Source organism: Sphingomonas lycopersici (assembly GCF_026130605.1).
Classification (GTDB): domain Bacteria; phylum Pseudomonadota; class Alphaproteobacteria; order Sphingomonadales; family Sphingomonadaceae; genus Sphingomonas; species Sphingomonas lycopersici.
Genome location: NZ_JANFAU010000006.1, coordinates 1 through 25,482, shown reverse-complemented (window position 1 = coordinate 25,482; position 25,482 = coordinate 1). Strand labels below are relative to the sequence as shown.

The following is a 25,482-nucleotide window of genomic DNA, read 5'->3' as shown; positions in this document are numbered from 1 at the left end:
GCGGGATGCGCGCGCGGGCGATCGATGCGATCGCTGCCGGCGAAGGAGATCGTCATGTCCCAACCTCTGCCGTCAAAGATCATCGCCTCGCCGGTCGGCGAGCTCACCCTGGTCGCCGAAGGGGACGCGCTCGTCGCGATCCTGTGGGAGGGCGACGATCCGGCGCGCGTCCCGCTGCCCGCGCTGGCCGATGCGCCCGATCATCCGGTGCTGTGCGAAACCGCGCGCCAGCTCGACGAATATTTCGCGGGGAAGCGCCGCGCGTTCGACGTGCCGCTCGCCTTTCGCGGCACCGCCTTCCAGCGCGCCGTCTGGGCGGCGTTGCTGCGCATCCCGTTCGGCGAAACGTCGAGCTACGGCCGGATCGCGCGCGAGCTCGATCGCCCCAATGCGGCGCGCGCGGTGGGCGCGGCGAACGGCCGCAACCCGATCTCGATCATCGCCCCATGCCACCGCGTGATCGGCAGCAACGGCGCGCTCACCGGCTTCGCCGGCGGGCTGGCGGCGAAGGAGATGTTGCTGGCGCTGGAGCGGGGGGATGCGGGCTGAATTCGGCGGGAGCCATCCGCCTCATCGCGCGTTGCAGCATCGGGAGTGATCGCGTGCGACACTAAGGGGCGGGATGGTGCGTGTCGAAATTGGTTACGCGTTGTTGGCGCTGCTGGTGGTGAGCGTGGGATGGATCGTCTGGCGCGCCTTCCGCCATTATCGCCGCGAACACGAACGCGTCTGGGGCCGGCGACGGCGGCGCTGATGTGCCGTCCGACAAGGCGGAAATCACCGATCCTCGAAGAATGCTGGATGCCCCGCGTGCTTCCAGATATTTTGTCATATCTAATTGATATTAAGTCATAATCTTTGGAACGGATCGGCGTTGTTCCCACATTTGAACCCTCCTTTGGGTCAAATCTGCGACCTCCGCGGAGGACTCGCACATGGCTACAACGCCGATGGGCGGAGGACGAGAATCAGAGGCGCCCACGATGGTTGTCGCTCCATGCGCCAAGTCCCCGCACGACAAAAGGCAAGTGACGAACGGTCTACCGGCTTAGGCTGGAGCCTTAATAAAAGCGGCGCCATCGTGGTTTTCTACGATCTTTGCGGCACTCGTTACGCTGAGGCTGTGCATATAACAGTGATGGACCGTAAGGACCGCTTCCTGAAGGGGCTGATTATCCTCAAGGCGCTCAATCTTCAAGCCCAATGCTTCGCAGTCATCTATATGAATATGACGCGCATGTGATTTATTAATATCTACGTCTGATAAGCCTTGAACGATAGAATCAGCTTTCATATCTGCATTTTCCACGCCCAAAAGCATATTATCAAGCAAGCGACGTTTAACAAACTTGGCAGCCAAATCCACGGCTTGCTCACACTGACTTACAAATGTCGGCTGGTATTTTGAAAGAACGTACTGCCAGAATTGCATTCTGTGAGGGTCTTGCCTGACCTCATCAAGCGCGCGCTCAATTTCCTTTTTTACCGCGGCGGCGGGCAATCCCCCTAATTGCGGATCTATCGGTCCAAGGTTGGACTGCTTTCCCATTAAAATAGACTTACAAGCACAAGCAATCATCGTTCCGGCAGACATCGCCAGATGAGGCACCACCGCCCGGATATTACCCCCAAAAACCCGGCGCAGGTAATCTACAAGGGATTCCGCCGCCGCAATCCCACCGCCCGGGGTGTGCAAAATAAGGTCGAGCCCTTTAGCCTTATCCAAGCCATGTATGGCCATCATGAATGCCGCTTTGTCCTCGTCATTTACATCAATGCCGAAAGCTGTCGGATTCGACAGCCAGCCTGAGTAATATGCAATGACATTGCGACCGGTGAGATCGTGAAGCTGCTTGAGATAGCGTCGCCGAACTACGTCAACCGGGCTAATCGAATTGTTTCTGAGTGTAGCGTCTTCACTTCGAATCTCAGAAAGTACCTGCCCCCAATTTGGCATGCTTAGACCGCTCCCGGTATTCGATAGCTTCACCGACGCTGTAAACAGTGCGAGTGGGAACAACGCTGGTACCGGCCACTGCCGGGAACGAGGGCGCGGGCAGAGTCTGGACGTTGACGCCAGCCATAAGGCGAGCGAATTCCTCCGCTACAGACATGTCAACTCCTCCTTGCGCGGCGGCCCCCTATCAACGTTTCTGTCGCCGCAACAGTTCAAATTTTCGTTAAAAGAATCGAAAAACGCTCCCCTTGTCAAGGGAGCCCGAATCTGAAGGTCAGACGCTGGCTCCCGCGAGTCGCGGCCTAGCTTACGAACATCGCCTCCACGATCGCTTGCATCAGCGCACTCCTGCGATGACGCTACCGATGAATTCGAAGGCTGATTCACCTAGCCGCGAAGACCCGGCTGCTCCCTTTCCCAGTCCGGCACCGCGCTACCGAACAGCCGCCCAAGGCTGTCATCAAGCGCGTTGCGGTCCCAATGATCCTCTCCCCCTAATTCCACGGGGAGCGGCAAACGGCCGGCCGTGACCTCAGCTATGAATTTGGCGGGGGCGAGGTCGCAGTATCGGGCCGCTGTTGCGCGCTTCATCGCGCGCGGCCAATCGGGTGGATTCATACGACGTTACTCCGCATTACCGCTCGGCGGATTATCGCCGGGCAGCTCACAAGCAACAAGGCGGACTGAAGGTATGGGAGCGGCCACGCAAGGCAACCAAACCAGCACCCCCACCGCTCTCGCCCTAGTTCGGTGTCGACGAAGCCCACGCCACATGGTTGGGATTCAGTCCCATCGCCATGAGCGCCATTTCGAGGGCTGGCGCATCGTTATTCACGTCATCAAGATCGGCCTCGCGGCCCGGGATGTAGACGACGTCCAACGCCATACGCGCCATCCACTCAGGGGTGCGCGCGGCGGTGGCAAGCGCCCGCACCAATTCGTTGAACTTACCCAACCGGTCGCGCTGGTTGAGATTGAAGGCGCGCCGCCACACAGGCGGCATATAGAGCGTCGAGCGCTGATCGGGCGCCGGCTCTGGCGTGGCGGCTGAAACCGCGATGGTCATGGCCGTCGAAAGCGAAACGAATATGGCCGCCAATTCTTGTTCAGAGCGCATGGGTCATCCTCCTTTATCGTGCGACCGCAATTGGGTCGGAGTGCAGCGAGCGACCATCGCCTTGAGGTGCCGGCTGAATACCCGACGCAGCGCGGCGAACCGCAGTGAGAAGCAAATCTCGCAAGCCATAGTGATCGCCGATCGCCTGACCCACGATCGCGCCGCCCATCACCGCTTTTCGACCGATGAGCCCCTCCCTGATCTGAGACCAATGACGCTCAGTGGGGCGCTTCAGCAGCGTTGCCGCAAAATCAGGATTCAGGACGGCTTCGGTGATCAGGCTTTTGACTTCCTGGCCGTTGCCAAGGGCACCGAGGACGTGAGCAATCAGAAGCTTCGCCTTCTTGCCCACCACCGCCGGGGCATGCCGCATCAGATCAACGAATGTCTTGTTGAGCTGCGTTTCCGATCCGCTCGGCTTGGAGGCGGTCGCGGCAAAATTGGCCTGCTCCAATTCCCGTCGGACGACCTTCAAGACGATGGCCTGCTCACGGGTCAGAGCCGGCGCCGCGCGCTTGAGAACGGTATCGATCGCGGCGCGGGTTTTGTTGATCGCCGGAATGCGGTCACCGGCCGCGGTGAAGTTCGGTCCGGCGCCGGCATCGATTATGTAATCGCCGATCACTCGGCGCAGTCCCGCCATCGCCTCGGGCTTCGTCCTCAGCATTGCCGCCAGTTGACGAAGCTGACGTCCGTCATCCGATCGCTGCATCAACCCCTTCACGAAGCTGCTTGGATCGACCGTGGTGTCCGCCACCTTCGCCAACGGTGAAGCGACAAGCTGTTTGTGCAAGGCTGACATCTCGCTCGCCGATGCAAGTTCCTCCACGGTTGCCTTCATGGAAATGGCGTCGTGCTGGACGCCGCGTGCGGCATCGAGTTCGGCGGCTCGCGCCTGCAGGTTGCGGAGATCGTCTCGCACTGCCGGGAAGCGATTCGCGGCCTCGCCGAAGCGGTTTGCCAAGGCGCGAGCCTGTGCCCCGGTCTGGACACCCCTCTCCTCAGCGACCCTGCGAATTTCCTCGCGGACGATATTTTCCGCATTTTCTGGGCCGATCGCGCGGATCAATTCCTCGGCCGTATCGCCTCCGGCAGCCCCTGGACGAACAAGGCGCGTCGGCACGGTTGTGTTGCCGATGGCGGGATTGCCGTAGCGGTCGCGGGCAAAGGTCGCCGCGGCATCCCCGCCCTCGAACAAGCGCCCCTGCTCCGCTCGCACTGCCTTGGCATTGGCGATCGCGGCACGATACTCGGGCGGCGCAGCATTCTGGACAAAATTGCCGAGATCCGCGCGCACCCGTTCGGCAAATGCTGCTTCCGATCGGCGTCCCTGCATCCTCGCCTCGCCCGCGAAATCTGCGAGCCGGCGATCGATATTCGTGAGGGTGCGGGTCGTGGCGTGTTCATCCGCCATATCATTGAGGATCGATTGGAGGCGCGCCGGCATTTCTCCGCCACCGTCGCCATAGAAATCGTCGGCAGCCAGCCGCAGCTTCTGAAACACGCTCGGCGGGATTTTAATCGGGCGCGGGTTGTTGAGGGCCGCATCTGCGTAAGCTTCGCGCGTCCGTGCCTTTGCCGCATCGTATGCCGTGTCGAACGCTTCCCGTGCGGCAGCACCGGTTGCTTCCCGATCGGCGGTAGGCCCGAGTCGGTCGATCGCCTGCGATACGGCAGCAACCGCGTCACTATGCCCCTGATCCGCCAATTGACGCTCGCCGGCCAGCCGGGTGTCGATGGCCGCCTGTCGAGCCGCCCGTTGATCAACGGTTGCCTGCTCAGCAGAAGCCATGCGCCCAGCGGCATAGTCCTGGATCGCTTGCGGCGAGCCATCGCCCAACGCCTCCGACGTGGCTCGGGTTCTCGCCAGGGCATTCGCCGCATTGCGCTCGCCGATCGCAGCAGCGGTATTCAAATCGGTATTGGCATGCCCGCGCTGAAGGCCGGCCAACCCCGGATCTCCCGCAACCTCTGCCAGCGTCGGCCGCACGCCCGCAACCGGAGGAGCCGCATTGGCAATGTCGGCAACAATATCGCTCGTGGGACGGGTCGCGGAATTGCGCAGGATTTCGGCGGCGGTGTCCTGCGCACCCTCACGCGTGAACGGGGAAATGAGCCGGCGACCACCATTGTAAACCGCATCCGCCGCGCTCGCGATCGAATTGCGGATCGGCGCCGTGATCGGCGACAAGACGCGCCCGGCAACCGGGAGCGCCGCACCAGCTATAGCCCCGGTCCCTGCCCCTACAATGCGCGATCCTGGGCCACCATCAGCGGAGCCCGCGCCATAAGCGCCGCCGTAAATCGCTCCCTCGGTGGCGAGGCGCCGCGCAACGGCACGCGCGCCAATCCGGGCCGCTTCCTCGCCGGAATATCCCTCCATGAGTGCAGCATTGCGAGCTGCCAATCGGACCTCGTTAAGCGAGGCCGTGACGCCGGCTTTTTCAATCGCGCCAGGAAGGACAAGGCTACCCGCCACTTCCCCAGCCAGCGACGCATAGGGATGATCCCTGTCGTCGGCGCCAAGAACCGCGCGATTATAATCGAGGTTCCGGTCATACAGGTCGCCGAAGCTCTGATCGCTATTCCAGATGTTCGGACGCCCATCGGTTCCACCCACCGCGTCGACCAACGCGCCGGCTTCATCGAGAAAGTTTGCCGTCGCACCGCGGCCAACGCCACGAGTGGCAGCGCCAGTTGCGCCATCAGCATTGCTGACCTTCGGAAGCGCATAGGTGACGTCGTAGCTGACGGGGGCGCCTTTCGCGCGGGCTTTGTCCCGGGCAGCCACATACTCATCGAGCCCAGGCTGCTGAAAGTTACCGTGCTCCCAGAGGAAACGCTTCAACGTCGCAGCATCCGCCGTCTTGAGCATGTTCGAGTACGTGGCTTCATCCTTTTCCGACATACGATGTGCCGGCTGGGGAGGCAGTTGATCCGCGAAGCCGCCAATGCGCTCATTATGCGCGGTCGGAGCGATCGGCAGGTTCCGCGGGGTTGGAGCGGCGCCCGGCGAGTAATCCGCCCAAGGGCCATCCTCTGCGGGCGGCGGCGCGCCATGGGGCGCCAGTTCGACGGGATTTGGTACAGGCATCGGCTCGGGCCGCGCCTGGATCGCAACCGCTGCCGGAGAGCCATAGTCTTCCCAAGGGCCACGCTGATCAGTCATTGCACCTTCACCCAGCTATTGCGATCGGCAGGGTTACCGCCCCTGAATTTGTAGCCACGGACGACGGCTCCGATGGCGGGGGCGGCCTTCGCTGGCACCGTTTGACGCCCAGGCGATGAGTTTGGCGCTGGACCGGCCGCCGAATTGCCGGAGATGATCCCGCGCAACGTCGTCGCCCGATCGTCCAAGGACCGAATGCGGAGCTGGGAGTCGGTGTGCATCTGGTCGAGCACCGAGTTCAGCTGATCCAGCGTCATTGCGTTATTGATCAGCGACATTGCCTCGTGACGCGCCGAGTCCGAGGTAACAGCGCCACCGGACGCGCCAGACATGATCTTGGCATTCTCGTTGGCGACCGCATTGATCGCCACGTTGAACTTGGAGACCGCGGGGTCCCCCGTGACGGCCTGTCGCCCTGCCTGTATCCAGCGATTGAAGACGGGAATGCTGCCCCCAACCCCTTGCGGGGCCAGCTTGCGCACCTGGTCCGCAGCGCCATCGAATGTCTTGATAAAGGGATCGAGGCTATTTCGGGTTTTCTGCAGCGCGGTCAGCGCCATTCCCGCGCTCTTGGTGTCGGCGTGCAGCAGATTGCTGTCCCCGCCACTCATGCCCCTTCCCAGTTGGATCTGGGCCGCACGCTGCAAAATCGCCTGACGCAACGTGGCCGCGTCTTTCCCCATCCCGAGTTGAGGCATGTCGCCGCCCGCCGCGACCTTCTGCGCGTAGAAGTCGATGGTGCTCGCGTCCAACGCAGCCTGCTTCGGCGCCGAGGTATAGAGCACCCTGACGGCCGGCTGCGGCTTCGTGCCTGCTACGCCAACGAGGGCCGTTGGCGCGCCCGAGGATTGAGATGGTGCGCCAGACCCCGAATTCGCTGGTGAACCGCCAGCCTCAACCTTCGCCGACAAGGCTGCGATACGCGGCACCGCGTCGATCGGCATTTTGTCGTTGACGCCGATCCCCAACCCCTTCGCGATTGTCTGCGCATAGGCTTGGGGATCGTTCCCGTCACTGGCGGGCGCGTAATGCTGCGCCCAGGTGAGCGGAGTATCGTATCCCGCTCGGATCTGGTTGGCGATCAGCCTCCTATGCGCGCGCTGGCCGTTTTCGGGCGTGTCGAACTGGACGAAACCATTCTGCTGACCGACCTGCCCGACCCACTGGTTACTCGGATTGTACCGGATGGCACCTGGATTATTCAGGCGGATACTGAGCGGCTGGCTACCCCCAGCGCCAGGAGGAGATGACGCGCCCGGTGGCAAATCGTCAGACTCCGAGCCGATGACCACGGGCTCCCCATCGCCACCGACCCCAACAACTGAAGTCGTGCCGTCCGCGTTTCGAACAGTTCGAATTTGCAGCTTTTCGCTGATCGCGTGCTTCAATGAGCCAGTGCGATCGTCAAAAATTCCCAACGGCGAAGATTTAAAATGGCCGTCGCCGCCTTGGTTGATACCGAGGCTTTGCGCGAACTTGCTGTCGAGCGCCGATAGGTGGACTGCGGCAAAATTCCGAAGGTTGGCGGTCGCGGCCTTCACGGTGTCAGGATCATTCGACCGAAGGCGGGCAGACATCGCCTGCGCGTCCGTCGTATCGATCCCCGCTTTCTTCTCGGCGGTGATCAGATCGTCAATCTGATTTGCGAGCAGATCAGGGCGCCCGTTGTCCGCGGCATTGTAGAGGCTTCCGAACTGCACCTTCAGGCCCTGTTGCCGAGGCTCGTCCATCACCTCGTAGCCCTGCTTGAGCGCCTGATATTTATCGGGATATTTCGTCACCAATGTCGCGAGTTGCTGCGGAGTTTGGTTTTGCAAATAGGCATCGGCATCGATGTCGTACTGTGCGTCGCGATCAGCTTGGCGCTGAAGCTGCTGTACCCGCAGCGTCGCATCCTGTTGATCGAGCGCACGTTGCTGACCCTGCGCAAGAGAGTCGGAGATGTTCTTCGGCATGTTGACCAGATTCGTTATCATCTGGTCGACAAGCTGGTCGGTAGCCATTCAGCGTCTCCCTAGCTGGGAGAGGCCGCGATCACCTTGCCTAAATTGAGATGACGGCATGATCGAAGCAACTCTCCACGAGTGCAATGTCCCCGGCGCAGGACTCGATCAGCCGATAGATTTACACTAGACCAATAGCGGATCATCCGCAATGGGATTCCCAAATTTCAGGATCACCACGGAAGACCAAGGCGCCGTGCATCAACCGCGTTCAGCGCGTTGTTGGACATATCGCTCGCGTTTTGGAAGGTTATGCCGCCATTTCCACTCCCAAGACCGGATAAGACTTTGTTGAAATCGACTTGTCCCAGCGCGCTACCGAACGCGGCATAAGGCGCTGCTGCCGCAACCGCGTTCGCATTCCCTAACTGGCCGAGCAGCTTCGAAGACGCGTCGGCATTCGCCTGTCCGAAACCGCCGAGGCTGTTCGCAGCACCGACGCCCGTATTCACCAGGCCGCCGAGATTGCCGAGCTGCTGCTGGATCACATTGGCGAGTGTGTCCGAGCGGAAGTTGGCGAGGCCGTTTTGAATATTGCCCCCACGCAGCCCTCCAGTCGCTGCAGCGTTCGCGAGGATTGAGTTTTCCCCGTTCCGCACAAGCGACGAGAACAGTGGCCCATTCTGCAACTGAGTGATCGCTGCCTGCTGCGCGTCGTTCCCGTTGACCCCGACGAGGTTTCCCAGCGGGTTGACCGCGCTTGTCCCCAACCCAAGGAATGGCCGCAAATTCGTTTGCGTCTGGTTCCACTGCGCTTGCTGCTGCGCGAGGCCCTGCCTGAATGCATCGGCCTGGATCTTAGCAGCCTTCGCCGCTCCCTTGCCGCCTGTCAGTCCGCCGAGGATCGACCCTGCCGCGGAAATTGCCGCTGACGCCATTAATGCACCCTTTTGATTTCGAGGATTTCGGTATCCTGGTCGCCATTGCCGGTCGGACGCATGCCGATCGCGCGCGCAAACCAGATTGTGGGCTTGTTCCAGCGAGGCACCGCGCCCCAGATCACCTCAGCGCTGTGCTCGAACATCCAATCGAGCATTTCGCGCCCGGTCTCGATCGCGCGCTTGCCGCGACACGTCCGCGCAAAGGCAATGTGCCCCTGCCAGATTCCCTCACAGGTGATTTCGAAGAGCCCCACCGCATCGTTGCCGTTCGACAACGCCACCACCCCGGTTTGCGTGATCGGGACCTCAGTGATGGGCGTGAAGTCCATCGGCTCGCCGTCGGGCCGCAGGAATTCCTTCACGCCCTCGCTGTTGGCGATCCGGTTGATGATCTCGGGGTTCTGTTCGATGCCGACCATATGTTCCCGTGGAACAGGGAGCCCCCGGCGCAGGGCATGGTCGGCCGATGCGGTCTTATAACTGCGGACGATCCGCTAATCGACGTTTCACGGGCGTTTCGGCGTCAGTCCTTCACGAACGCAGCATCGCCCTTGTTATAGGCCTCCCGCGCATTCTCGATGCGTTGCTCGACCGCTTCGCGATATGCCGAACACCCTTCCCTGAAGGAATCTGATGCGCCAGAATCGCAATCTTCATCGCCATTGTCGCGCGCGTAAGACCAGCCGGCCTCGTGGCCGCTACAATCGTCGGTGCACTGGGACGAACCCTGCTCACTCTCGTAGCTCTGCCCGGAAAGGTCGTCGTGGGCAGCATCGCGGGCGGCGTCTTCATCAAATTCACGGCCCAAGCTGACCGCCGCAACGGCCGGCTGCGTCACGCCCGGCTTGGCGTCCCCTTCGATGGCGGCTTGTTGGGCTTCGCTCTTGTCGCCGCCGACATGAAACATCGCGTACGCGGCAATGCAGAGCACGATGACTCCAAGGCAACCCAGGCAGCCCTGTCCGTTATTTTCCGCCAAGACCGCTCCCCCTATGCGGGCCTAATCGGCGGTCAGGCATATCCCAATCGCCGTTGCTAGCGCAAACGTACGCCCGCCCCTCCCGGGCCGGCTCCGGTGCGGATCAACGCACCGGCCGGGATGAATTCAATGCCGGCGCCCTCAAAAGCAGCCATCAATGCCAGAAGCGTCACCGCCTTAACTGGCTCCCCGAGCTCAAACCGGCGGACGGTAGCAACGCCAATTTTTGCCGCGACCGCAAGGTCGTCAGCCGTCCAGCCAATCAGGCCACGGGCCGCTCTGCACAAGGAGGGCGTCAAATCCATTCGATATGAATAATATCATTTTTCTGTTGACGCAATGCGCCAAAACGATAGTTTTTATATCACTGCTTTGAGCAGGAAAAGCGACCGGGAGGGAGGTTTAGGCCCCTCCCGCCCGGTCTGACCACAACTCGATCACAAGGAGATCGAACATGGCTACGAACGCCCCTACCACGGGCGCGCGGTTGCGCGCACCTGCCGAAAGCGCTGCGGACGCGCGCAATCTGCCGCCCGCCGTCGTTGAATATCTCGCCGCCAAAGACGCCTACGACCGCGCTTGGACCAAACTCCTCGAAACTCACAACCTCGAATTTGGCCTCGCTAGCGAGGTGCCGGCATGACCACGCAGCTTCTGCGCTCTATCGAGCGATATTGTGCCGACCGCGGCGTAGCGCCGTCGATGTTCGGTCGCGCAGCCGTAAATGATCCTCGCCTCGTTGGGGATCTCCGGTCGGGACGCCGGCCCCGGCGGGAAACAGTGGATCGGATCGTCAGTCTTATCCGTGACGGTAAGGTGCTACCGAGCGCTAATCCCAAGAGCGGAGAGGCGGCCGAGGCGCGACGAGAGGGCGTAGATCGCGCCCGGCGCCAGCATTGGGTCCGAGATCCGCATCCGATCCTGGCGGACATTGCCCGCTTCCTATTGGCCTCGGGGATGAGTGCGAGCGCCTTCGGATCGATGGCGATGGATGATTCGAATTTTGTCGAAAGCCTACGCTGGGGCCGCAGAATTCAGCCGAGGACGGTGCAACGGGTGCACCACTTCATGCAAACGGCGGGGGGCTGCTGACATGAGCGTTTACCTCCATCCGACGTTTGCGCTGGCGAACCGCCAAGCGATCGAGGACGAAATAGAGCGGCTGATCGGACTGCTTGATCTGGTCGACGGAGATTCAGACCGGGAGGATGATGACCCCGCCGGGGACGAGTTGGACGAGCGTGGAGAGGCGGCCAGCTCGCGAGGTATCCTGACCACACTCCCGAAATACGGCCTCGATCAGTCGCTCGGGCCGATTAATTACCTTGAGGCGGAGCGAGCCCATCTGGCCGATGAACTCGGTGCAGCGAGGAAGCCGTCATGAGCGCCCCGTTTAATCCAGCGGTGTGGCTCGCCGCATTCACCGAGGCTGGGGGCGGCTACGCCCTGACCGGTGACGGGCGACTGTGGTTCGGTGGCCTCGACAAGGGCGCCGACCAGTGGCTGCTCATCGCCCAGATCTCCGGCCACGCCGATCGCGTCGCGGCGATCAAAACGCTGGTGCGGGAGCGCTGCCTGATCGCATAATGAAGGCGGGCGCTTCGAACTGTTTTGGGGCGCCCGCTTAAATTTTGCCACCGCATGTCGCGAAAGCTGCGACCTCATCGGCCGAGCGGTGAAACCTCCTGCCGCCAGTCAAATTCGGCTGGCCTCAGGAGAAGCAACATGAAAATCGATCGGGCCGCGTCGGCAGCGGCGCTTGCTACTCGCCTTTCCCTCTACGAGCAGGGGCTCACCGATGGTGAAATAGCGTCACGAACCGGGGCGAAGAAAAACACGATCGTCGTTTGGCGCAGGGCGCGGGACCTACCGGTAAATCGTGGCTCTCGCACCTCCTATCGCCTGACGCCAACGCAGCGAGCAGCGCGAATGCTCATGTATCAACTTGGCTGGAGCGATCGTCATATCGCCCGCGAGCAGGGAGTGCATAAGACAAGCATCCGCGGCTGGCGTCGCGATCTCGGGCTCGCCGCGAATTTTTCCCTCGGCGTGAACGAGCTGCACAACCCGCGCCCCACGCTCGCCGGGATCCTCGATCGGGTAAAGAAGGCGATTGGGCGCGGCCTACCGCGGGATATAGCGGAAGAAGCCACCCAGGCCATGATCGTCGATATACTCGATGGGACCATTCCGGTGGCCGAAATTGAGAAGGCCGCTCGACGCTACGGCAACAAGGCACTCGAGCAATTCGCCAACCGATACGGCCCGCGCTCGCTAAACGAAGAGCTCGGCGACGATGGCGACGGCTTTACTATGATGGATATGATCCCGGACGAGCGATCCAGCTCATGGCTAGAGGAAATGGGCGCGACGGTCTGGTGAAACGCTGGCGCCCCGGTCGAGAGGCTGGGGCAGCCTTGCCGTTCATCGCGCCAAGCCATACCACCCGCTACTGATTGATCTGCCACCTAACGGGCAAATCGACGGTGCGCAGGGGTGCTCCGGGTGAAGCATCGATTCGCGCGGAGTATTTCACTCGCTGGAAGGCAATTCGGCAGGTTGCCGTATCGACAGCCGCATTCCCGGTGCTTTCCTTTATGTCGCAGTTCGTTACGCGGCCGTCCTCGCCGATCGTTAGGTGTACGACCGCACGCGACGGCCCGATGCCGAGTGGCGTTGCGGCGGGCGACCTAGGTGACGGCGGCGATGGCGGTGGTGGCGGTGGCGTAGTTGGTGGGGGTAGAAGCGTCGGCGGTCCCACCGCCTGAATGGCGAGAGCCAGCCCTAAAGACAGGATCGGCACCTCCTGCATCATATTTGCCGCGTCCCTCGAAAGAGTCCTCTCACTTTATCTTCTTCCTTGCGGGGAACGCAACGCGCCCCACCGGCTTGATCTCAGCAAGGGTCAGCGCGACCAGCATATTTTCGCCCCATATCGGATCATGTCGCAGGCGGTTCCGCCACGAAATCCGCTTGTGCGACTCGTTGCTAAGCCGCAACAATAATGAAGCCGACATGATCGGCGCGCGAACGGGGGTTCAAATGAAAACGTATTTCCACGTCGCGGCGGCGGCGTTGGCTGTCGCTACTCCGGCTGCGGCGGAGACGCTCACCAATCAGTCGATCGTGCTGATGACCCAGGCGAAGCTCGGCGACGAAGCGATTGTCGCGAAGATTCGAAGCAGCGACGGGCAGTACAATCTCGACACCAACGATATTATCGCCCTCAAGAATAATGGTGTCTCAGGGCCGGTGATCGCCGCGATGCTGAGCGGCAAGGCGTCGGGGCCGGCGCCGGCTATGTCGCTGGATTCGCCGGACCCGATGGTCCCGCATCCATCGGGCGTGTATCTCGTCTCAGGCCAGAAGATGGCCCGGATCGACGCGACGGCCTCCAACCAGGCTAAAACCGGCGGGATTCTCGGATATGCGCTTACCGGCGGTCTCGCCTCGATGAGCGTGAAGGCGTCGATCCAGAATCCGGCTGCACGCGTGCGAACGGAGAATGCGAGCCCGACCTTCTATTTCTTCTTTGACGAGTCCAACCCGGGTACGGTCGCGCAGTCTAGCGCATGGCAGGCCGGAACCGCAGCGACCGTCACGGCGCCGAGCGAGTTTACGCTTATCAAGCTGATGGAAAAGAAGGGGCGCCGCGAAGCGCGCGTGGGAAGCGTAAACATTGGGGGAGCCAAGACCGGCGTGATGGATAGCGATCGGCTTTCGTTCGACTATCAGATGGTCCGCCCGGGGGTTTTCAAGGTTTCGACCAAAGCCGCACTCGCACCGGGCGAATATGGTTTCATCTATTCGTTGACCGGTGGCGCGGGCGCCGGAGCAATGACAGCCCGGATTTTTGACTTCGGCGTGGATAAGAGCTGAGGAATCTGACCCGCCGATATTCAAAATCGCCTCGCTCAAGCAGCGGGGCCGCTCTGCTGCGATGGCGCGCGAGTATATAAAGATATTCTTATATCTCAAAAGCTCGGCGATGATTTCTTGCCACACGGGAGCCGAAAATCGCGACCCCGTGGCACTCGCACGTAGACAGTGCCAATGGTTAATTTGTATCGATGAGGTCGACATGAATTGGGCCGAGGGTTGCACCCCCCGGCCCGGTTCAATCCGCAATGGCTGCAACCGCTGCGGACAGATGCTTTAAATGCACCGGCTTCGTGGCGGTTTCAGGGCAATAGGTCAAGGCGGTTGCTTCTCCCGATGAAGGGAACAAGTAACCATGTTACATAATTTACCTGTTGCCGCGCTTCAGAGCGGCGTTCGGCTCCGCCTCCAGTACAATGGCTTCCACCGCATCGTGGAAGTCCATGCCGTTGGCATCTCGACGGCGGGAAATCACTGTATGCGCGTGTTCCAAACTGCCGGCGGCAGCGTCAGCGGGGAGCCGGTCGGTTGGAAAATGATGGTGCTGGACAAGGCCTTCACCATGCATATGACGGAGGAAGTCTCCCAGGCTCCCCGGCAAGGATATGCGAAGAACGACCGCGGAATGATCGAAATCTTCGCTCAACTCTAGGCCGCCGCAATCGCAGGCGCCCTGCGGCATCGCGGGCTCGTTATAGATCGCGCAGTCTGAATAATGACCTCTCATGAGGTTGTTATAACAGAGGGGGGATCAAAAAGATTCCCCCCTTTTCCCAGGCCGGCCGCCTAGCCCCGCATCCCCCTCAGCAGCTTAGCCAGCTCGATCATCTCACGGCTTCGCGCCCCATGTTTCAGCGCATTCCGATTGCCCTTGGGCGCGCCGCTTCCCTTTGCTCCGCCGTGCATTCGGCATCGCTTCTTGCCCCTGACAGCCGGCGCTTGGCACGGGCTCCCCGATCTGGTTCGCGCCAGGCAGCGGGGCGACTGGTGCGCCTTGTGTATAGGCTTGATAGGCGATTCCTGCATTTCCGAGACCCCCGTTCATATTCTCGACGAAGACCGCCTTTCCGTCGGGACCGATATGGTAATGGCGGTGATGGACGGTCTGCTCGCGCGGCTGGTGGATTCGCGCCAGCGCTTCGGCGGTGGCGCGCGCGTTCGACTGCGCCTTGAGCGCCATGCCCATGAGCTTCATCGACGCATCAAAGTGCGGACCGATGTTTACGACGGCGCGCTGCGCCAGATCCGTGTAGATCGCATCAAGGCTAATCACCTGAGCCGCGAGCGCTGCCGATACATGCTCTATGTCGCCGCCCTTGGCCGCATCCACCGTAGCGTTCAATTTCGCGAACGTGTCGCCGAAATCGGCGCGATCGCTCGATGCGGACAGGACGCCAGAGGCGGCGAGGCTCGTCAGGTGAGCGTTCCGCATATTCGGCTCGATCTGAAGGACGGCCATCGCCTGCGAAACGGAGCTACCATCAGGGAGCTTCATTTCGATCTGCAACGACGGCTTCTTTTCATCATTCATTTCGGGCTCGCCATCCGTCGGCGGGGTCATCGTCGTCGTCATCTTTGCCGCACCTCACCGTTCACCTGCTGCCGTGCCGCACCACCCCACCCCCTATATAAGGGGGTGGTGGTGCGGCAGATTTAGCGCCCCACTGCCGCACCTTGCCGCGCCGCACTTGTTACAGGTGCGGCAGCCTCATCATCCGCCCATTGCCCGACCACGAGGAACGGACGCTGCTCGCGACGGCCGTCCTGTTTCATCTCGGTCACGATCGCGCCATTGACCTCCCAGGTCCGCAGCAACTCGGCGGCACGGGCCTTATCCGCCTTCCGGCTCAGATCGAGGCCGAGCACCTCCGCGACCGCCTCGCCAGCCCACGGCTTGGCCTGAACGTTCTTGCGGTACTCGCCCGAGGCCAATCGCTCCTGCACCGCGCGCAGATGGCTGACACTCACCCCTTCGAAGGCATCGGGCGGGGACCACGGCACGACCACGGGCAGGCTGTCACCACCGTCGGTGCCATTGCCCAGCGAGACGCTGTGCAGTCGATACCAGTCTGACCGATCGGCCGGCGGGGCACGATTGTTCTTGTCATCGTACACCCGGAAATAGCGGCGGCGATCCTCGCCTTCGACACCGAACCGCGGCGCTTCCTCATCTGACATGCGGTTGAGCGTCAGGACCGAGCGGGCCGCCGCGATCAATGAGCTGGCGCCGCGTGCAGTCTCCGCGCTGACTTGCTCCCCGCCGAGTTTCCGGGCGTGGTGGACGAGGACGATCGCGCAGCCCGTTTGCGTCGCCACCCGAGCCCATTGCTTCGCCACCATGTCGATCGCGTTGTTGTCGTTCTCGCTGACCGCGTGGGACGAAACGAATGGGTCCACGATGAGCACGTCAATCGCGTTGGTTTTAAGCTGCTCGACCAGCGCCGACACGACCGGGCCGTTGATCCGCGCGCCGCCGGGCATCTCATGGGCGACCTTCAATTCGGCACCATCGAGGCCACTATCGACGAACAGGCGCGAATTGCCGTCGCGGTCCAGAGCATCGGGGCCAATGTCCCAATGCAATGCGGCGGCCTGGAGGCCACGCGCCAGTTCCTCTCCGCTGTCTTCGAGGTTCCAGAGCCAGACCGTCTTGGGACCACCCCATACCGTCTTCCCGAGCAGCGGGCGCCCCGAGACGAGCGCGAGCGCCGTTCCGATCATCAGCGCGGTCTTACCGGTCGCCCCCGGCGCGACCACCACCGTCACCGCGCCTCGCAGCAACTGGTGACCATAAATCCACCGACGCTCCGGAATGGAGGCCGGGTCTCGCCACCGATATGGTGTCGCGCGAATCGCCCGGTCGATTGCCGGATGCGGAACGGGCTCAGAGGCAACGCTGTTCAGATCACGCGGCACGACGCGCCTCCATCGTTTCGATGCGGGGAAGCCGACGCGGCCGGTCCAGCGCGCGACGAAGAGTACGCCCCAGCATGTCGTTGCCGCAGCGGATGCGTTCGAACGATCGAAGGCTATCGAGGTCCGGCGCATCCCAATCGACAACCACGGCACCGCGAGCATCGGTGCGCAGCCAATCGAGCGGTGTGGCGTAGAGATCCAGCACCTCACCATCCCAGCGCGTCGAAAAGGCGGTATCGGCGTTGAGCAGCCAACCGAGGCCGGTGCGCAGACCCCAGCGGGTGGGCGCGGCCGGGCGCCAGGCTATCAGATCGACGAGGCCACCATTCTCGACGAGCGGCTGCACGACATGCGCGCCGCCGTCGCCGGGAACGAAAACCCCATGCCGATCAATCGCCCCCGACGCGATGCCGAGCGCCGGATATGCGAGGTTGATCCGCGCGATTGTGGCCGGGGCTACCCCAAGCGCGCGAAGGCGCTCAAGGTGAACCGACAGGACGTTCGTGACCGCGGCGTCGAACTCCCGTTCCAGATCGCGGCCGATCATGCTGGATCTACCGAAGCAGAAGACGGCGCGTGTTGCGGCAGCACCCATACGATGGCGCGCTTGCCGTTCGCGTTACGGCGACGAAGGCCGCTATCCGCAATCAGGCGCTTCAACCTGAGTTCGGAAGTGCGCGGCTGTATCGAGCCACGGTCCAATTCGAGCTGATCGGCGATTTCGTTCGTCGATCGGCCGAGTGGACCGGCCGCGGCGATGGCGGCGAGGACAATTCGTTGAAGGGGGCCCGCCGCTGGAGCGACGTCCTCCGCGGCCGCGATCGACGTATCAACGCCGCGATGCCCGGCAATATCAGGATAGCGATCAATGGACATCGGAGCCTCCCTTGATCAACTGGGGCAGACCGTGGCGCTCAAGCAGGATCCGAAGCCAGTGGGCTTGCCGATCGGTTATCGGCGCCGCGCGAAATGCGAGGCCGCCGCAAAACTGGCCTTCCCGCTCGGTCAGCGTTTCAACGGCCAACAAAGCGCGCGCGGCGTCGGGGACGGTGGCGAAGGGCTCAGACATAGCCACCCTCCCCCGAATCCGATCGCAGCCAGTGGAGTGCAATGATCCGCGGGACGAGCGCAAAGCATTGCGCTGCGTCGGCCCCACGGCTATCTTCGATCGTGCTGTTGTTGAACAAAATTGCGGGGGTCGGGACTGTGGCGGTCCCGGCCTTTCGCGTTTTAGGGCCGCTCGCCCTTGCTGCTGCGAACACGGTGCGTCACGCCGCTTCCAGCATAGCGCGCAGGCTGTCCCAGACGATCAGCCGTCGCCGGCCAACCGTCACCGTCCTCAATTTTCCTTCGGCAATCTTTTGGTAGATGGTCGTCTTACCAAGGCCGGAAGCCAATTCAGCTTCTTGAACCGTACCCGTGATTTTCATCTGTCGCCTCCGATTGCGCTGGGGTTCCAGCGGGCGACAGCGAAATAATGCGGAAAACGGCGGACGGTCCAAGGACATAAAAGCGAGCGTGCGTCCGGACAAAATCGAGAGATTCTGTCCGCTTCTAGGTGCCGCGCGCCCTTCGATAACGATTGCCGCTTCGAGCTAGCGCCGCTTCCCAGTGCTCGTCCGGCCGCATTACCCAGCGACGAAGCGAGCGCGAACCATCGCGGCGTTCCCGCTTCAGTACGTCCGCGACACGATTTTCGCCGAAGTGTTTATTGACGTCCTCACCCCATCGGCGCCGAATGCTGTCCCACACCCCATTGCCGAGATAGGCGGTTGTAATCGCATGCTGCCGGTCGGCGGCGCTTACGCCTAAGCCGCTCAACCACGCTTCCCATTTGAGCGCTTCGAGTTTCTCCCCAAGCAGGCGCACCTTGCTGAGCTTTCCGAGGCGAGCAAAGATTAGCGGATCGTCGCCGTTCGCAACCGCAACCGCTTCATCTGCAACGGCGGATAAGCTCACTGGCTGACCGTGGAATGGCAGAAAAATCCACGCGGCGGCCTCCAGTCGACGCGCGATCAATAGCAGCCGGTCCCTGCCGTCCACATCGTCAGACGGACCGTAAACCTCACGCAGCATCGCTTCTCCGCACAATCCGCGGGCAATGCGAATGGCCGCCTTGAAAAGCATATAGGCCTTGCGCGCCCGCAGAACCGGGTGCTGAATGTCCTCCCAGCCTTCGCGGAGTACAAGGAACCGACGCAGGTCATCGGTCCAGTCACCATCATTCATGCCGGCTGTCCCAAATGGTCAGCGGGCTGGCTTGGATATGAAACAACGAACGTCCCCCATGCCTCCAGCAGCTCACGCCGTAGGGCGAGGAATTTCGTCCGCTTGTACGCGGCAATGACGTCATCAGGCACTTTATGCGCCAGCGCAGCCTCCGCCACCGGATCGGGAATGCGGTGCATCTTCTCCGCCGCCCAATCGCGGAAGCTCGATCGGAAGCCGTGCGGGACGTATGGTAGCTTTGCATCGCGCAGCACTTTCGCCAGGGTCATGTCTGACAGCGGCTTTCCGCGCCGCCCCGCGAAGATCAGCCCGTCAACCTTCAGTTGCCTGTCTTCGTACAGACGCCTCAAGAGTGCGAGCGCGGCGCCGTTCAAGGTGACGTCATGCCCCTCGCCCGTCTTCATCAGCGACGCCGGTCGACGCCACAGCTTGGCGTCGAAATCGATATGCGACCAGCGGGCATGTCGCACCTCACCGGACCGCGCGCCCGTCAGAATGAGGAACAGGAGCGCGCTACGCCCCGTTGTCTCGGACTTCGCGCTCACTGCGGCGTAAAAGCTTGGAACATCGGCATATGGCATGGCGGCGAAGTTGCCGCGCTTTGGTTGTTTAGCGAGGCCCCGCCGCAATTCCTGAGGATCAGGCGCGCTGTCCTTCCGCCATCCTTTGGATTTCGCGAACGCCAATACCGTTCCGATGCGCTGGCGCACCTTGCGAGCCATGACCGGCTTGTCGGTCCAGATCGGCGACAGCGCCTCGATTACACGCCCTGCGTCGATTTGATCCACGCGATACAAACCGATGACGGGGAAAGCGTGTTCTTCTAGCGAGGCGAGAAACGCAGCCGCGTGCTTCGGCGCCCATCCCTTGCTCAAAGCCTCGTGGCAGGTTGTTGCCGCCTCCTTGAAGGTCGGTGCGGATCGCCGTTCCTTGTCGCGCTCTAGGATCGGGTCACGTCCGGCCTTTGCATATTGCCGGAGAATGGTCGCCTTCTCGCGCGCTTCAGCGAGTGTGAGAATTTTTCGGTGCAGCACCGAGACATCACTTAGCCCGTGATTATCGATCAGCGAATCACACTGAACCGCGCCCAAGCCGATGTCGCGACGACGGCCGCCGTCCTGCACGCGCAGCACCCATGATCGGGTGCCCGAAGGCTTCACAAGCAGATAGAGGCCATCGCCGTCGCCGTAACGACCGGCTGCGCGCTTGGCCTTAACGCTGTTGACTGTCAGCCTTCCCATGCGGAACCCTCATTGGTTCCCACATCTTTTCATGGCTGGCCGCGAACGTCAACGGACATAAGCGGAACATGCGTATCCGATCCGTTCCGTTTCCCGAGAGGAAATTGAACGGTGGCGAATGTCGGCGGAAGAAGGATTGGATGCCCCGCGTGGATTCGAACCACGATTGACGGAGTCAGAGTCCGTAGTCTTGCCGTTAGACGACGGGGCAACAGGCGGGCGCCTCTAAGCTGGAACATACGGGCTGGTCAAGGCCGGCTTGCTCGTCGGGTCACGAAACTGTAGCCTCGCGTCCAAGCACCGGGCGGACGATAGGGTCCGCGACGGCAGAACAGAATAGAAAGTGACCCGACGGCAATGGGCGACAGCTCCGCCAGTTTGCCGTACCGGCAGGGCTCAGACCCTGCCCGTTCGGCCCTAGCCTCGGCGCGCCCGCGCACCGGATTCGCGCGCCATTATGCCGCACTCGATCTCGGCACCAACAATTGCCGGCTGCTCATCGCCCGCCCGCAGGGCGACGGTTTCGCGGTGGTCGACGCCTTCTCGCGCATCGTCCGGCTCGGCGAGGGGCTGGCGAGCAGCGGGCGGCTGTCCGATGCGGCGATCGAGCGCACCCTGGCCGCGCTGCGCGTCTGCGCCGACAAGCTGAAGCGCCGCAACGTCGCGCTCGCGCGATCGGTCGCGACCGAGGCGTGCCGCCGCGCGTCGAACGGCGCCGAATTCATCGCGCGTGTCCACGCCGAGACCGGGATCCACCTGCATATCATCTCCGCCGAGGAAGAAGCGCGGCTCGCGGTGCTCGGCTGCCATGTGCTGCTCGAGCCGGGCGAAGGGCCGGCGCTGGTGTTCGACATCGGCGGCGGATCGACCGAATTGGTGCTGATCGACACCGCCACCACCGTCCCCTCGGTGCTCGACTGGCATTCGGCGCCGTGGGGCGTCGTCTCGCTCACCGAAAGCGTTCCCGCGGCCGACGGCTCCGCCGGGCGTGCGGCAACCTATGAGCGGATGCGGTCGCTGGTGCGCGAAAGCTTCGCGCCGTTCGCTGCGCGGCTGCCGGCAGGCGACCGGCAGCGGCGCTTGCTCGGCACCTCGGGCACGGTGACGACGCTCGCCTCGGTCCATCTCGGGCTCGATCGCTATGATCGCGCCGCGGTCGACGGGCTGATCGCGCCGGCGGCGGCGATGCGTATGGTATCGAACAGCCTCGCGCATATGTCCCCGGCCGAGCGCGCCGCCTTGCCGTGTATCGGGCGCGAGCGCGCCGATCTGGTGGTGGCGGGGTGTGCGATCCTCGAGACGATCCTCGATCTGTGGCCGGTCGAGCGGCTCGGGGTGGCCGATCGCGGAATCCGCGAGGGCATCCTGCGCCGGCTGATGGCGACCGCACGATGAGCCGCGGCGGATCGGGCGGGCACCAGCGCGTGCGCACCGCGCGCAACCGCAGCGCGCAATCGACCCGCTGGCTCGAGCGCCAGCTCAACGACCCCTATGTCCGCCGCGCCAAGGCCGAGGGATATCGCAGCCGCGCGGCCTATAAGCTGACCGAACTCGACGAGCGTTTCGGGCTGCTCAAGGGCGCCAAGCGGGTGGTCGATCTCGGCATCGCGCCCGGCGGGTGGAGCCAGGTGGTGCGCCGCCGCCTGCCCAAGGCGGCGGTGGTGGGGATCGACCTGCTGCCGGTCGATCCGATCGACGGGGTGACGATCTTCCAGCACGATTTCATGGACGATGCCGCGCCGGGGATGCTGATCGACGCGCTGGGCGGCGCGCCCGATCTGGTGCTGTCGGATATGGCGGCGAACACCGTCGGGCATCCGCAGACCGATGCGTTGCGCACGATGGCGCTGGTCGAGACCGCCTTCGCCTTTGCGATCGAGGTGCTCGCACCGGGCGGGACGTTCGTCGCCAAGGTCTTCGCGGGCGGCGCCGATTCGTCGCTGGTGGCGGAGATGAAACGCCATTTCACCACCGTGAAGCACGCCAAGCCCCCGGCGAGCCGCAAGGGCAGCGTCGAATGGTTCGTCGTCGCGCAGGGGTTCAAGGGCCGCGCGGCGGGCGACTGATCAGCCGCGCGATCGCCCGCTGAGCGCCAGCACCACCGCCCCCGCCGCCGCCGACAGCAGCGAACCGGCAAGCACCCCAACCTTGACCTCGGCGATCAGCCGCGCGTCGCCGGGGAAGGCGAGCCCGCCGATGAACAGGCTCATCGTGAAGCCGATCCCGGCGAGCAGCGCCATGCCGTGGATCTGCGCCCAGCTTACCCCGTGCGGGCGCCGCGCGATCCCCAGCCGCGCCGCGCCCCAGATCGCGCCGAAAATCCCGATCTGCTTGCCGAGGAACAGCCCCAGCGCCACCCCGATCACCACCGGCGCCGCGAGCGCGCTCCAGCCGACGCCGCCCAGCGCGACCCCGGCATTGGCGAAGGCGAACAGCGGGACGATCGCATAGGCCACCCAGGGGTGGAGCGCATGTTCGAGCCGGTGGAGCGGCGAATGCGGCGCATCGGGCGCGCCGGGGGTCCGCACCAGCGGCACGAAGGCGGCGGTCGCCACCCCGGCGATCGTCGCATGGACCCCCGATTGCAGCACGAGCAGCCACAATATCGCACCGACCGCGAGATACGGCCACAGCGCGTGGACGCCCCGCCGGTTCATCACATACAGCACCGCCAGCGCCACCCCGGCGCCGACCAGCGCAACCGCGCGTATCTCCTCGGTATAGGCAAGCGCGATGATCGCCACCGCGCCCATATCGTCGACGATCGCGACGGTGGTGAGCAGCAGCTTGAGCGACGAGGGCACGCGCTTCCCCAGCATCGCCATCACCCCGATCGCAAAGGCGATATCGGTCGCCGCCGGGATCGCCCAGCCGCGTTGCAGCCCGGGGCTGTCGCCGACCACCAGCAGATAGGTGAGCGCCGGCACCGCCATCCCCGCCACCGCGGCGATGAACGGCAATTGCCGCTGGTCCGCCCGCGCCAGCCCGCCATCGGTCAGCTCGCGCTTGATCTCCAGCCCGACGAACAGAAAGAACAGTGCCATCAGCCCGTCGTTGATCCACAGATGGACCGTCATCGGCCCGAGCGCGGGCGCCAGCACCGGGCCGGTTTCGGCGTGGAGGATATGCGCGTAAAGCGCCGCCGTCGCCGGCAGGTTGGCGACGATCAGCGCCAGCGCCGCCGCGGCGACCAGCACGAAGCCGCCCGCCGCCTCGCCGCGCAGGAAATCGCGCAGGGCGGAAGTCGGGCCGCGCCGCGCCGCCGTCATGCCGCCCGCCCCAGGGCCTCCGCGATCAGCTTGCGGCTGTTGGCGATGCCGTAGAGCTTGATGAAGCTCCCCATCCGCGGCCCCTGGCTCGATCCGAGCAGGGTTTCGTAGAGCGCGCGGAACCAGTCGCGCAATTCGGCGAACCCGCCGGTCTTGCCGATCTCATAGACTTCGTTCTGGATATCCTCCGCAGAGGCGTCCGCGGGCAGCGCGGCGAGCGCCGCGTCGAGCCGTTCGAGCGCCGCCACCTCGACCCCCTCGGGCGCGCGGCGCTTGAGCGTCGGCGCGACGAAATCGCGGTGATAGGCCAGCGCATAGCCGATCAGCCGATCGAGCTCGGGATAGCGCGCCGGCGAGGCATCGGCGACATAATTGCCGAGATAGCCCCATACCTGCTCGGGCGACGCCTCGCCCATCACCCCGACGAGGTTGAGCAACAGCCCGAAGGTCACCGGCAGATTGCCCTCGGGCAATCGCCCGTCGTGGATGTGGTGGACCGGGTTGCCGAGCCGCTCCTTGATCGCCTGCCCGGCATAATTGCCGCGGAACTGCCAATAGTCGTCGACCGCGCGCGGGATCACCCCCATGTACAGCTGCTTGGCCTTCTTGGGCTCGCGATAGGCGTAGAAGGCGACCGATTCCTCGGGGCCATAGGTCAGCCATTGTTCGAGGCTGAGCCCGTTGCCCTTGGACTTGGAGATCTTCTCGCCCTTCTCGTCGAGGAATAGCTCGTAGACGAGCGTCTCGGGCTTCCGCCCGCCGAGAATCTGGCAGATCCGCCCGCCGAGCGCCGCCGAATCGATCAAATCCTTGCCGTGCATCTCATAATCGACCCCCAGCGCCGCCCAGCGCATCCCCCAGTCGGGCTTCCACTGCAGCTTGGCCTTGCCGCCGAGGATGCTCTGCTCGATCGTCTCGCCTTCGTCGACGAAGCGGATCAGCCCCGCCTCGGCATCGACCACCTCGACCGGCACCTGCAGCACCACCCCCGACTTGGGGCTGACCGGCAGCACCGGCGAATAGGTCGCCTGGCGCTCGCCGCGCAGCGTCGGCAGCATCACCGCCATGATCGCATCATAGTTGCGCAGCACGTTGCGGAGCTGCTCGTCGAAGCGGCCCGCGGCATAATATTCGGTCGACGAAGCGAATTCGTAGTCGAAGCCGTAGCGATCGAGGAAGGCGCGCAGCATCGCATTGTTGTGATGCGCGAAGCTTTCGAACTTCTCGAACGGATCGGGCACCTGGGTCAGCGGCTTGCCGAGATATTGCGCGAGCATCGCCTGATTGGGGACATTGTCGGGCACCTTGCGCAGCCCGTCCATATCGTCGGAAAAGGCGATCAGCCGCGTCGGCTGGTCGGACAAAGCCTTGAATGCGTTGCGCACCATCGTCGTGCGCAGCACTTCGTTGAACGTGCCGATATGCGGCAGCCCCGACGGGCCGTATCCGGTTTCGAAGATGATCGCCTCGCCCCCCGGTTTGCCCTCGGGCCAGCGCTTGAGAAGCTTGCGCGCTTCCTCGAACGGCCAGGCCTTGGACTCTAGGGCTGCGGTGCGGAGATCATCAGTCATGGTGCGGTGCGACGTAGCGAGACGCGGCGGCGATGGCTAGGGTCCAAGCCCAACCAGGAAGGCGTCGTGACGGAGCGAATTTTGGCGCCGGGCTAGGAGCAAGGAGTGAGCGATGCTCATGCATCGTGATCGACGCGCGACGCCGCATGGCGCCAAAATCCGCCCGCCCCGAAGGGGTCGCCCGGAGAAGCCCGCCGGACGGCGTCGCTTGCTTGCGCGTAGCAATTGCTACGCGTCTGCGCTGCGCTCCTTGCCGGCGGGCTTCTCCGGG

The 25,482-nt window shown here is 63.2% G+C and carries 29 protein-coding genes and 1 tRNA gene; 11 read left to right on the top strand and 19 right to left on the bottom strand.

Going from position 1 to position 25,482, the window contains the following annotated elements:
- Positions 1-54 precede the first annotated feature (54 nt).
- Together NED98_RS13110 and NED98_RS13105 are read left to right on the top strand one after the other, a co-directional pair.
- A complete protein-coding gene (locus NED98_RS13110) occupies positions 55-549 on the top strand; it encodes a methylated-DNA--[protein]-cysteine S-methyltransferase (RefSeq protein WP_265313313.1) in 495 nt (164 codons plus the stop codon).
- 76 nt (positions 550-625) lie between these two features.
- Positions 626-754 carry a hypothetical protein gene (locus NED98_RS13105; RefSeq protein WP_265313312.1) on the top strand — a complete coding sequence of 43 codons (129 nt, stop codon included), beginning with the start codon at positions 626-628 and terminating at the stop codon, positions 752-754.
- Between the two features lie 294 nt (positions 755-1,048).
- Here the strand turns inward: NED98_RS13105 and NED98_RS13100 are convergent, their stop codons facing one another.
- The 7 genes from NED98_RS13100 to NED98_RS13070 all read right to left on the bottom strand — a co-directional run bounded on the left by NED98_RS13100 (position 1,049) and on the right by NED98_RS13070 (position 10,106).
- Positions 1,049-1,957, bottom strand: coding sequence for an SDH family Clp fold serine proteinase (locus NED98_RS13100; RefSeq protein WP_265313311.1), 909 nt, complete (start codon positions 1,955-1,957; stop codon positions 1,049-1,051).
- Positions 1,958-2,699: 742 nt separating this feature from the next.
- The gene (locus NED98_RS13095) at positions 2,700-3,074 is read right to left on the bottom strand and encodes a hypothetical protein (RefSeq protein WP_265313310.1); all 375 of its coding nucleotides are present in this window, start codon (positions 3,072-3,074) and stop codon (positions 2,700-2,702) included.
- Positions 3,075-3,087: 13 nt separating this feature from the next.
- A complete protein-coding gene (locus NED98_RS13090; RefSeq protein ID WP_265313309.1) occupies positions 3,088-6,243 on the bottom strand; it encodes a hypothetical protein in 3,156 nt (1,051 codons plus the stop codon).
- A complete protein-coding gene (locus tag NED98_RS13085) occupies positions 6,240-8,246 on the bottom strand; it encodes a hypothetical protein (protein WP_265313308.1) in 2,007 nt (668 codons plus the stop codon). The genes NED98_RS13090 and NED98_RS13085 overlap by 4 nt, the downstream gene beginning before the upstream one ends.
- A gap of 173 nt (positions 8,247-8,419) precedes the next feature.
- Complete coding sequence (locus tag NED98_RS13080; protein WP_265313307.1) at positions 8,420-9,124, bottom strand: hypothetical protein; 705 nt, start codon at positions 9,122-9,124, stop codon at positions 8,420-8,422.
- Entirely contained in the window at positions 9,124-9,546 is a 423-nt protein-coding gene (locus NED98_RS13075) for a hypothetical protein (protein ID WP_265313306.1), read from the bottom strand. Before NED98_RS13075 ends, NED98_RS13080 begins: the two co-directional genes overlap by 1 nt.
- 104 nt (positions 9,547-9,650) lie before the next feature.
- Positions 9,651-10,106 (bottom strand): hypothetical protein, encoded by a 456-nt coding sequence (locus NED98_RS13070; RefSeq protein WP_265313305.1) that lies wholly within the window; start codon positions 10,104-10,106, stop codon positions 9,651-9,653.
- 454 nt (positions 10,107-10,560) lie between these two features.
- Here NED98_RS13070 and NED98_RS13065 point away from each other — a divergent pair, with 454 nt between their 5' ends.
- The 4 genes from NED98_RS13065 to NED98_RS13050 all read left to right on the top strand — a co-directional run bounded on the left by NED98_RS13065 (position 10,561) and on the right by NED98_RS13050 (position 12,488).
- Positions 10,561-10,749 carry a hypothetical protein gene (locus NED98_RS13065; RefSeq protein ID WP_265313304.1) on the top strand — a complete coding sequence of 63 codons (189 nt, stop codon included), beginning with the start codon at positions 10,561-10,563 and terminating at the stop codon, positions 10,747-10,749.
- A 450-nt stretch (positions 10,750-11,199) separates the two neighbouring features.
- Positions 11,200-11,490, top strand: coding sequence for a hypothetical protein (locus NED98_RS13060; protein ID WP_265313303.1), 291 nt, complete (start codon positions 11,200-11,202; stop codon positions 11,488-11,490).
- Positions 11,487-11,693 carry a hypothetical protein gene (locus NED98_RS13055; protein WP_265313302.1) on the top strand — a complete coding sequence of 69 codons (207 nt, stop codon included), beginning with the start codon at positions 11,487-11,489 and terminating at the stop codon, positions 11,691-11,693. Before NED98_RS13060 ends, NED98_RS13055 begins: the two co-directional genes overlap by 4 nt.
- A 138-nt stretch (positions 11,694-11,831) precedes the next feature.
- Positions 11,832-12,488 carry a sigma-70 family RNA polymerase sigma factor gene (locus NED98_RS13050; RefSeq protein WP_265313301.1) on the top strand — a complete coding sequence of 219 codons (657 nt, stop codon included), beginning with the start codon at positions 11,832-11,834 and terminating at the stop codon, positions 12,486-12,488.
- A 67-nt stretch (positions 12,489-12,555) separates the two neighbouring features.
- On the opposite strand, the gene NED98_RS23420 is transcribed toward NED98_RS13050, so the two are convergent.
- Positions 12,556-12,918, bottom strand: a complete 363-nt coding sequence (locus NED98_RS23420; protein WP_432423328.1) for an energy transducer TonB — start codon at positions 12,916-12,918, stop codon at positions 12,556-12,558.
- A 230-nt stretch (positions 12,919-13,148) separates the two neighbouring features.
- On the opposite strand from NED98_RS23420, the gene NED98_RS13045 reads away from it, so the two are divergent.
- Positions 13,149-13,985, top strand: coding sequence for a hypothetical protein (locus NED98_RS13045; protein WP_265313300.1), 837 nt, complete (start codon positions 13,149-13,151; stop codon positions 13,983-13,985).
- Between the two features lie 355 nt (positions 13,986-14,340).
- Positions 14,341-14,637, top strand: coding sequence for a hypothetical protein (locus NED98_RS13040; protein WP_265313299.1), 297 nt, complete (start codon positions 14,341-14,343; stop codon positions 14,635-14,637).
- Between the two features lie 134 nt (positions 14,638-14,771).
- Here the strand turns inward: NED98_RS13040 and NED98_RS23415 are convergent, their stop codons facing one another.
- Positions 14,772-15,011: an HGGxSTG domain-containing protein gene (locus NED98_RS23415; protein WP_432423325.1), complete on the bottom strand. Its 240-nt coding sequence runs from the start codon at positions 15,009-15,011 to the stop codon at positions 14,772-14,774.
- A gap of 61 nt (positions 15,012-15,072) precedes the next feature.
- On the opposite strand from NED98_RS23415, the gene NED98_RS23410 reads away from it, so the two are divergent.
- The gene (locus tag NED98_RS23410; protein WP_432423324.1) at positions 15,073-15,642 is read left to right on the top strand and encodes a hypothetical protein; all 570 of its coding nucleotides are present in this window, start codon (positions 15,073-15,075) and stop codon (positions 15,640-15,642) included.
- Here NED98_RS23410 and NED98_RS13030 read toward each other — a convergent pair.
- From NED98_RS13030 to NED98_RS12995, 8 genes are all read right to left on the bottom strand, one after another.
- A complete protein-coding gene (locus tag NED98_RS13030) occupies positions 15,639-16,901 on the bottom strand; it encodes an AAA family ATPase (RefSeq protein ID WP_265313297.1) in 1,263 nt (420 codons plus the stop codon). The two genes, NED98_RS23410 and NED98_RS13030, sit on opposite strands and share 4 nt — an antisense overlap.
- A complete protein-coding gene (locus NED98_RS13025) occupies positions 16,891-17,448 on the bottom strand; it encodes a hypothetical protein (protein ID WP_265313296.1) in 558 nt (185 codons plus the stop codon). The genes NED98_RS13030 and NED98_RS13025 overlap by 11 nt, the downstream gene beginning before the upstream one ends.
- Positions 17,445-17,777, bottom strand: a complete 333-nt coding sequence (locus NED98_RS13020; RefSeq protein WP_265313295.1) for a hypothetical protein — start codon at positions 17,775-17,777, stop codon at positions 17,445-17,447. Before NED98_RS13020 ends, NED98_RS13025 begins: the two co-directional genes overlap by 4 nt.
- Entirely contained in the window at positions 17,767-17,970 is a 204-nt protein-coding gene (locus tag NED98_RS13015) for a hypothetical protein (RefSeq protein WP_179511234.1), read from the bottom strand. The genes NED98_RS13020 and NED98_RS13015 overlap by 11 nt, the downstream gene beginning before the upstream one ends.
- A gap of 199 nt (positions 17,971-18,169) precedes the next feature.
- Positions 18,170-18,331 carry an excisionase family DNA-binding protein gene (locus tag NED98_RS13010; protein ID WP_265313294.1) on the bottom strand — a complete coding sequence of 54 codons (162 nt, stop codon included), beginning with the start codon at positions 18,329-18,331 and terminating at the stop codon, positions 18,170-18,172.
- Between the two features lie 124 nt (positions 18,332-18,455).
- Positions 18,456-19,130 (bottom strand): hypothetical protein, encoded by a 675-nt coding sequence (locus tag NED98_RS13005; RefSeq protein ID WP_265313293.1) that lies wholly within the window; start codon positions 19,128-19,130, stop codon positions 18,456-18,458.
- Positions 19,127-20,371 (bottom strand): tyrosine-type recombinase/integrase, encoded by a 1,245-nt coding sequence (locus NED98_RS13000; RefSeq protein ID WP_265313292.1) that lies wholly within the window; start codon positions 20,369-20,371, stop codon positions 19,127-19,129. Before NED98_RS13000 ends, NED98_RS13005 begins: the two co-directional genes overlap by 4 nt.
- Before the next feature lie 137 nt (positions 20,372-20,508).
- A tRNA-Gln gene (locus NED98_RS12995) sits at positions 20,509-20,582 on the bottom strand.
- A gap of 146 nt (positions 20,583-20,728) precedes the next feature.
- On the opposite strand from NED98_RS12995, the gene NED98_RS12990 reads away from it, so the two are divergent.
- Together NED98_RS12990 and NED98_RS12985 are read left to right on the top strand one after the other, a co-directional pair.
- Positions 20,729-21,766: a Ppx/GppA phosphatase family protein gene (locus tag NED98_RS12990; protein ID WP_265271202.1), complete on the top strand. Its 1,038-nt coding sequence runs from the start codon at positions 20,729-20,731 to the stop codon at positions 21,764-21,766.
- Positions 21,763-22,437 (top strand): RlmE family RNA methyltransferase, encoded by a 675-nt coding sequence (locus tag NED98_RS12985; protein ID WP_179512906.1) that lies wholly within the window; start codon positions 21,763-21,765, stop codon positions 22,435-22,437. The genes NED98_RS12990 and NED98_RS12985 overlap by 4 nt, the downstream gene beginning before the upstream one ends.
- Here NED98_RS12985 and nhaA read toward each other — a convergent pair whose 3' ends face one another.
- Both nhaA and NED98_RS12975 read right to left on the bottom strand, forming a co-directional pair.
- Positions 22,438-23,640, bottom strand: coding sequence for a Na+/H+ antiporter NhaA (nhaA, locus tag NED98_RS12980; RefSeq protein ID WP_265271200.1), 1,203 nt, complete (start codon positions 23,638-23,640; stop codon positions 22,438-22,440).
- Entirely contained in the window at positions 23,637-25,211 is a 1,575-nt protein-coding gene (locus NED98_RS12975; protein WP_265313291.1) for a lysine--tRNA ligase, read from the bottom strand. Before NED98_RS12975 ends, nhaA begins: the two co-directional genes overlap by 4 nt.
- Between the last annotated feature and the right edge of the window lie 271 nt (positions 25,212-25,482).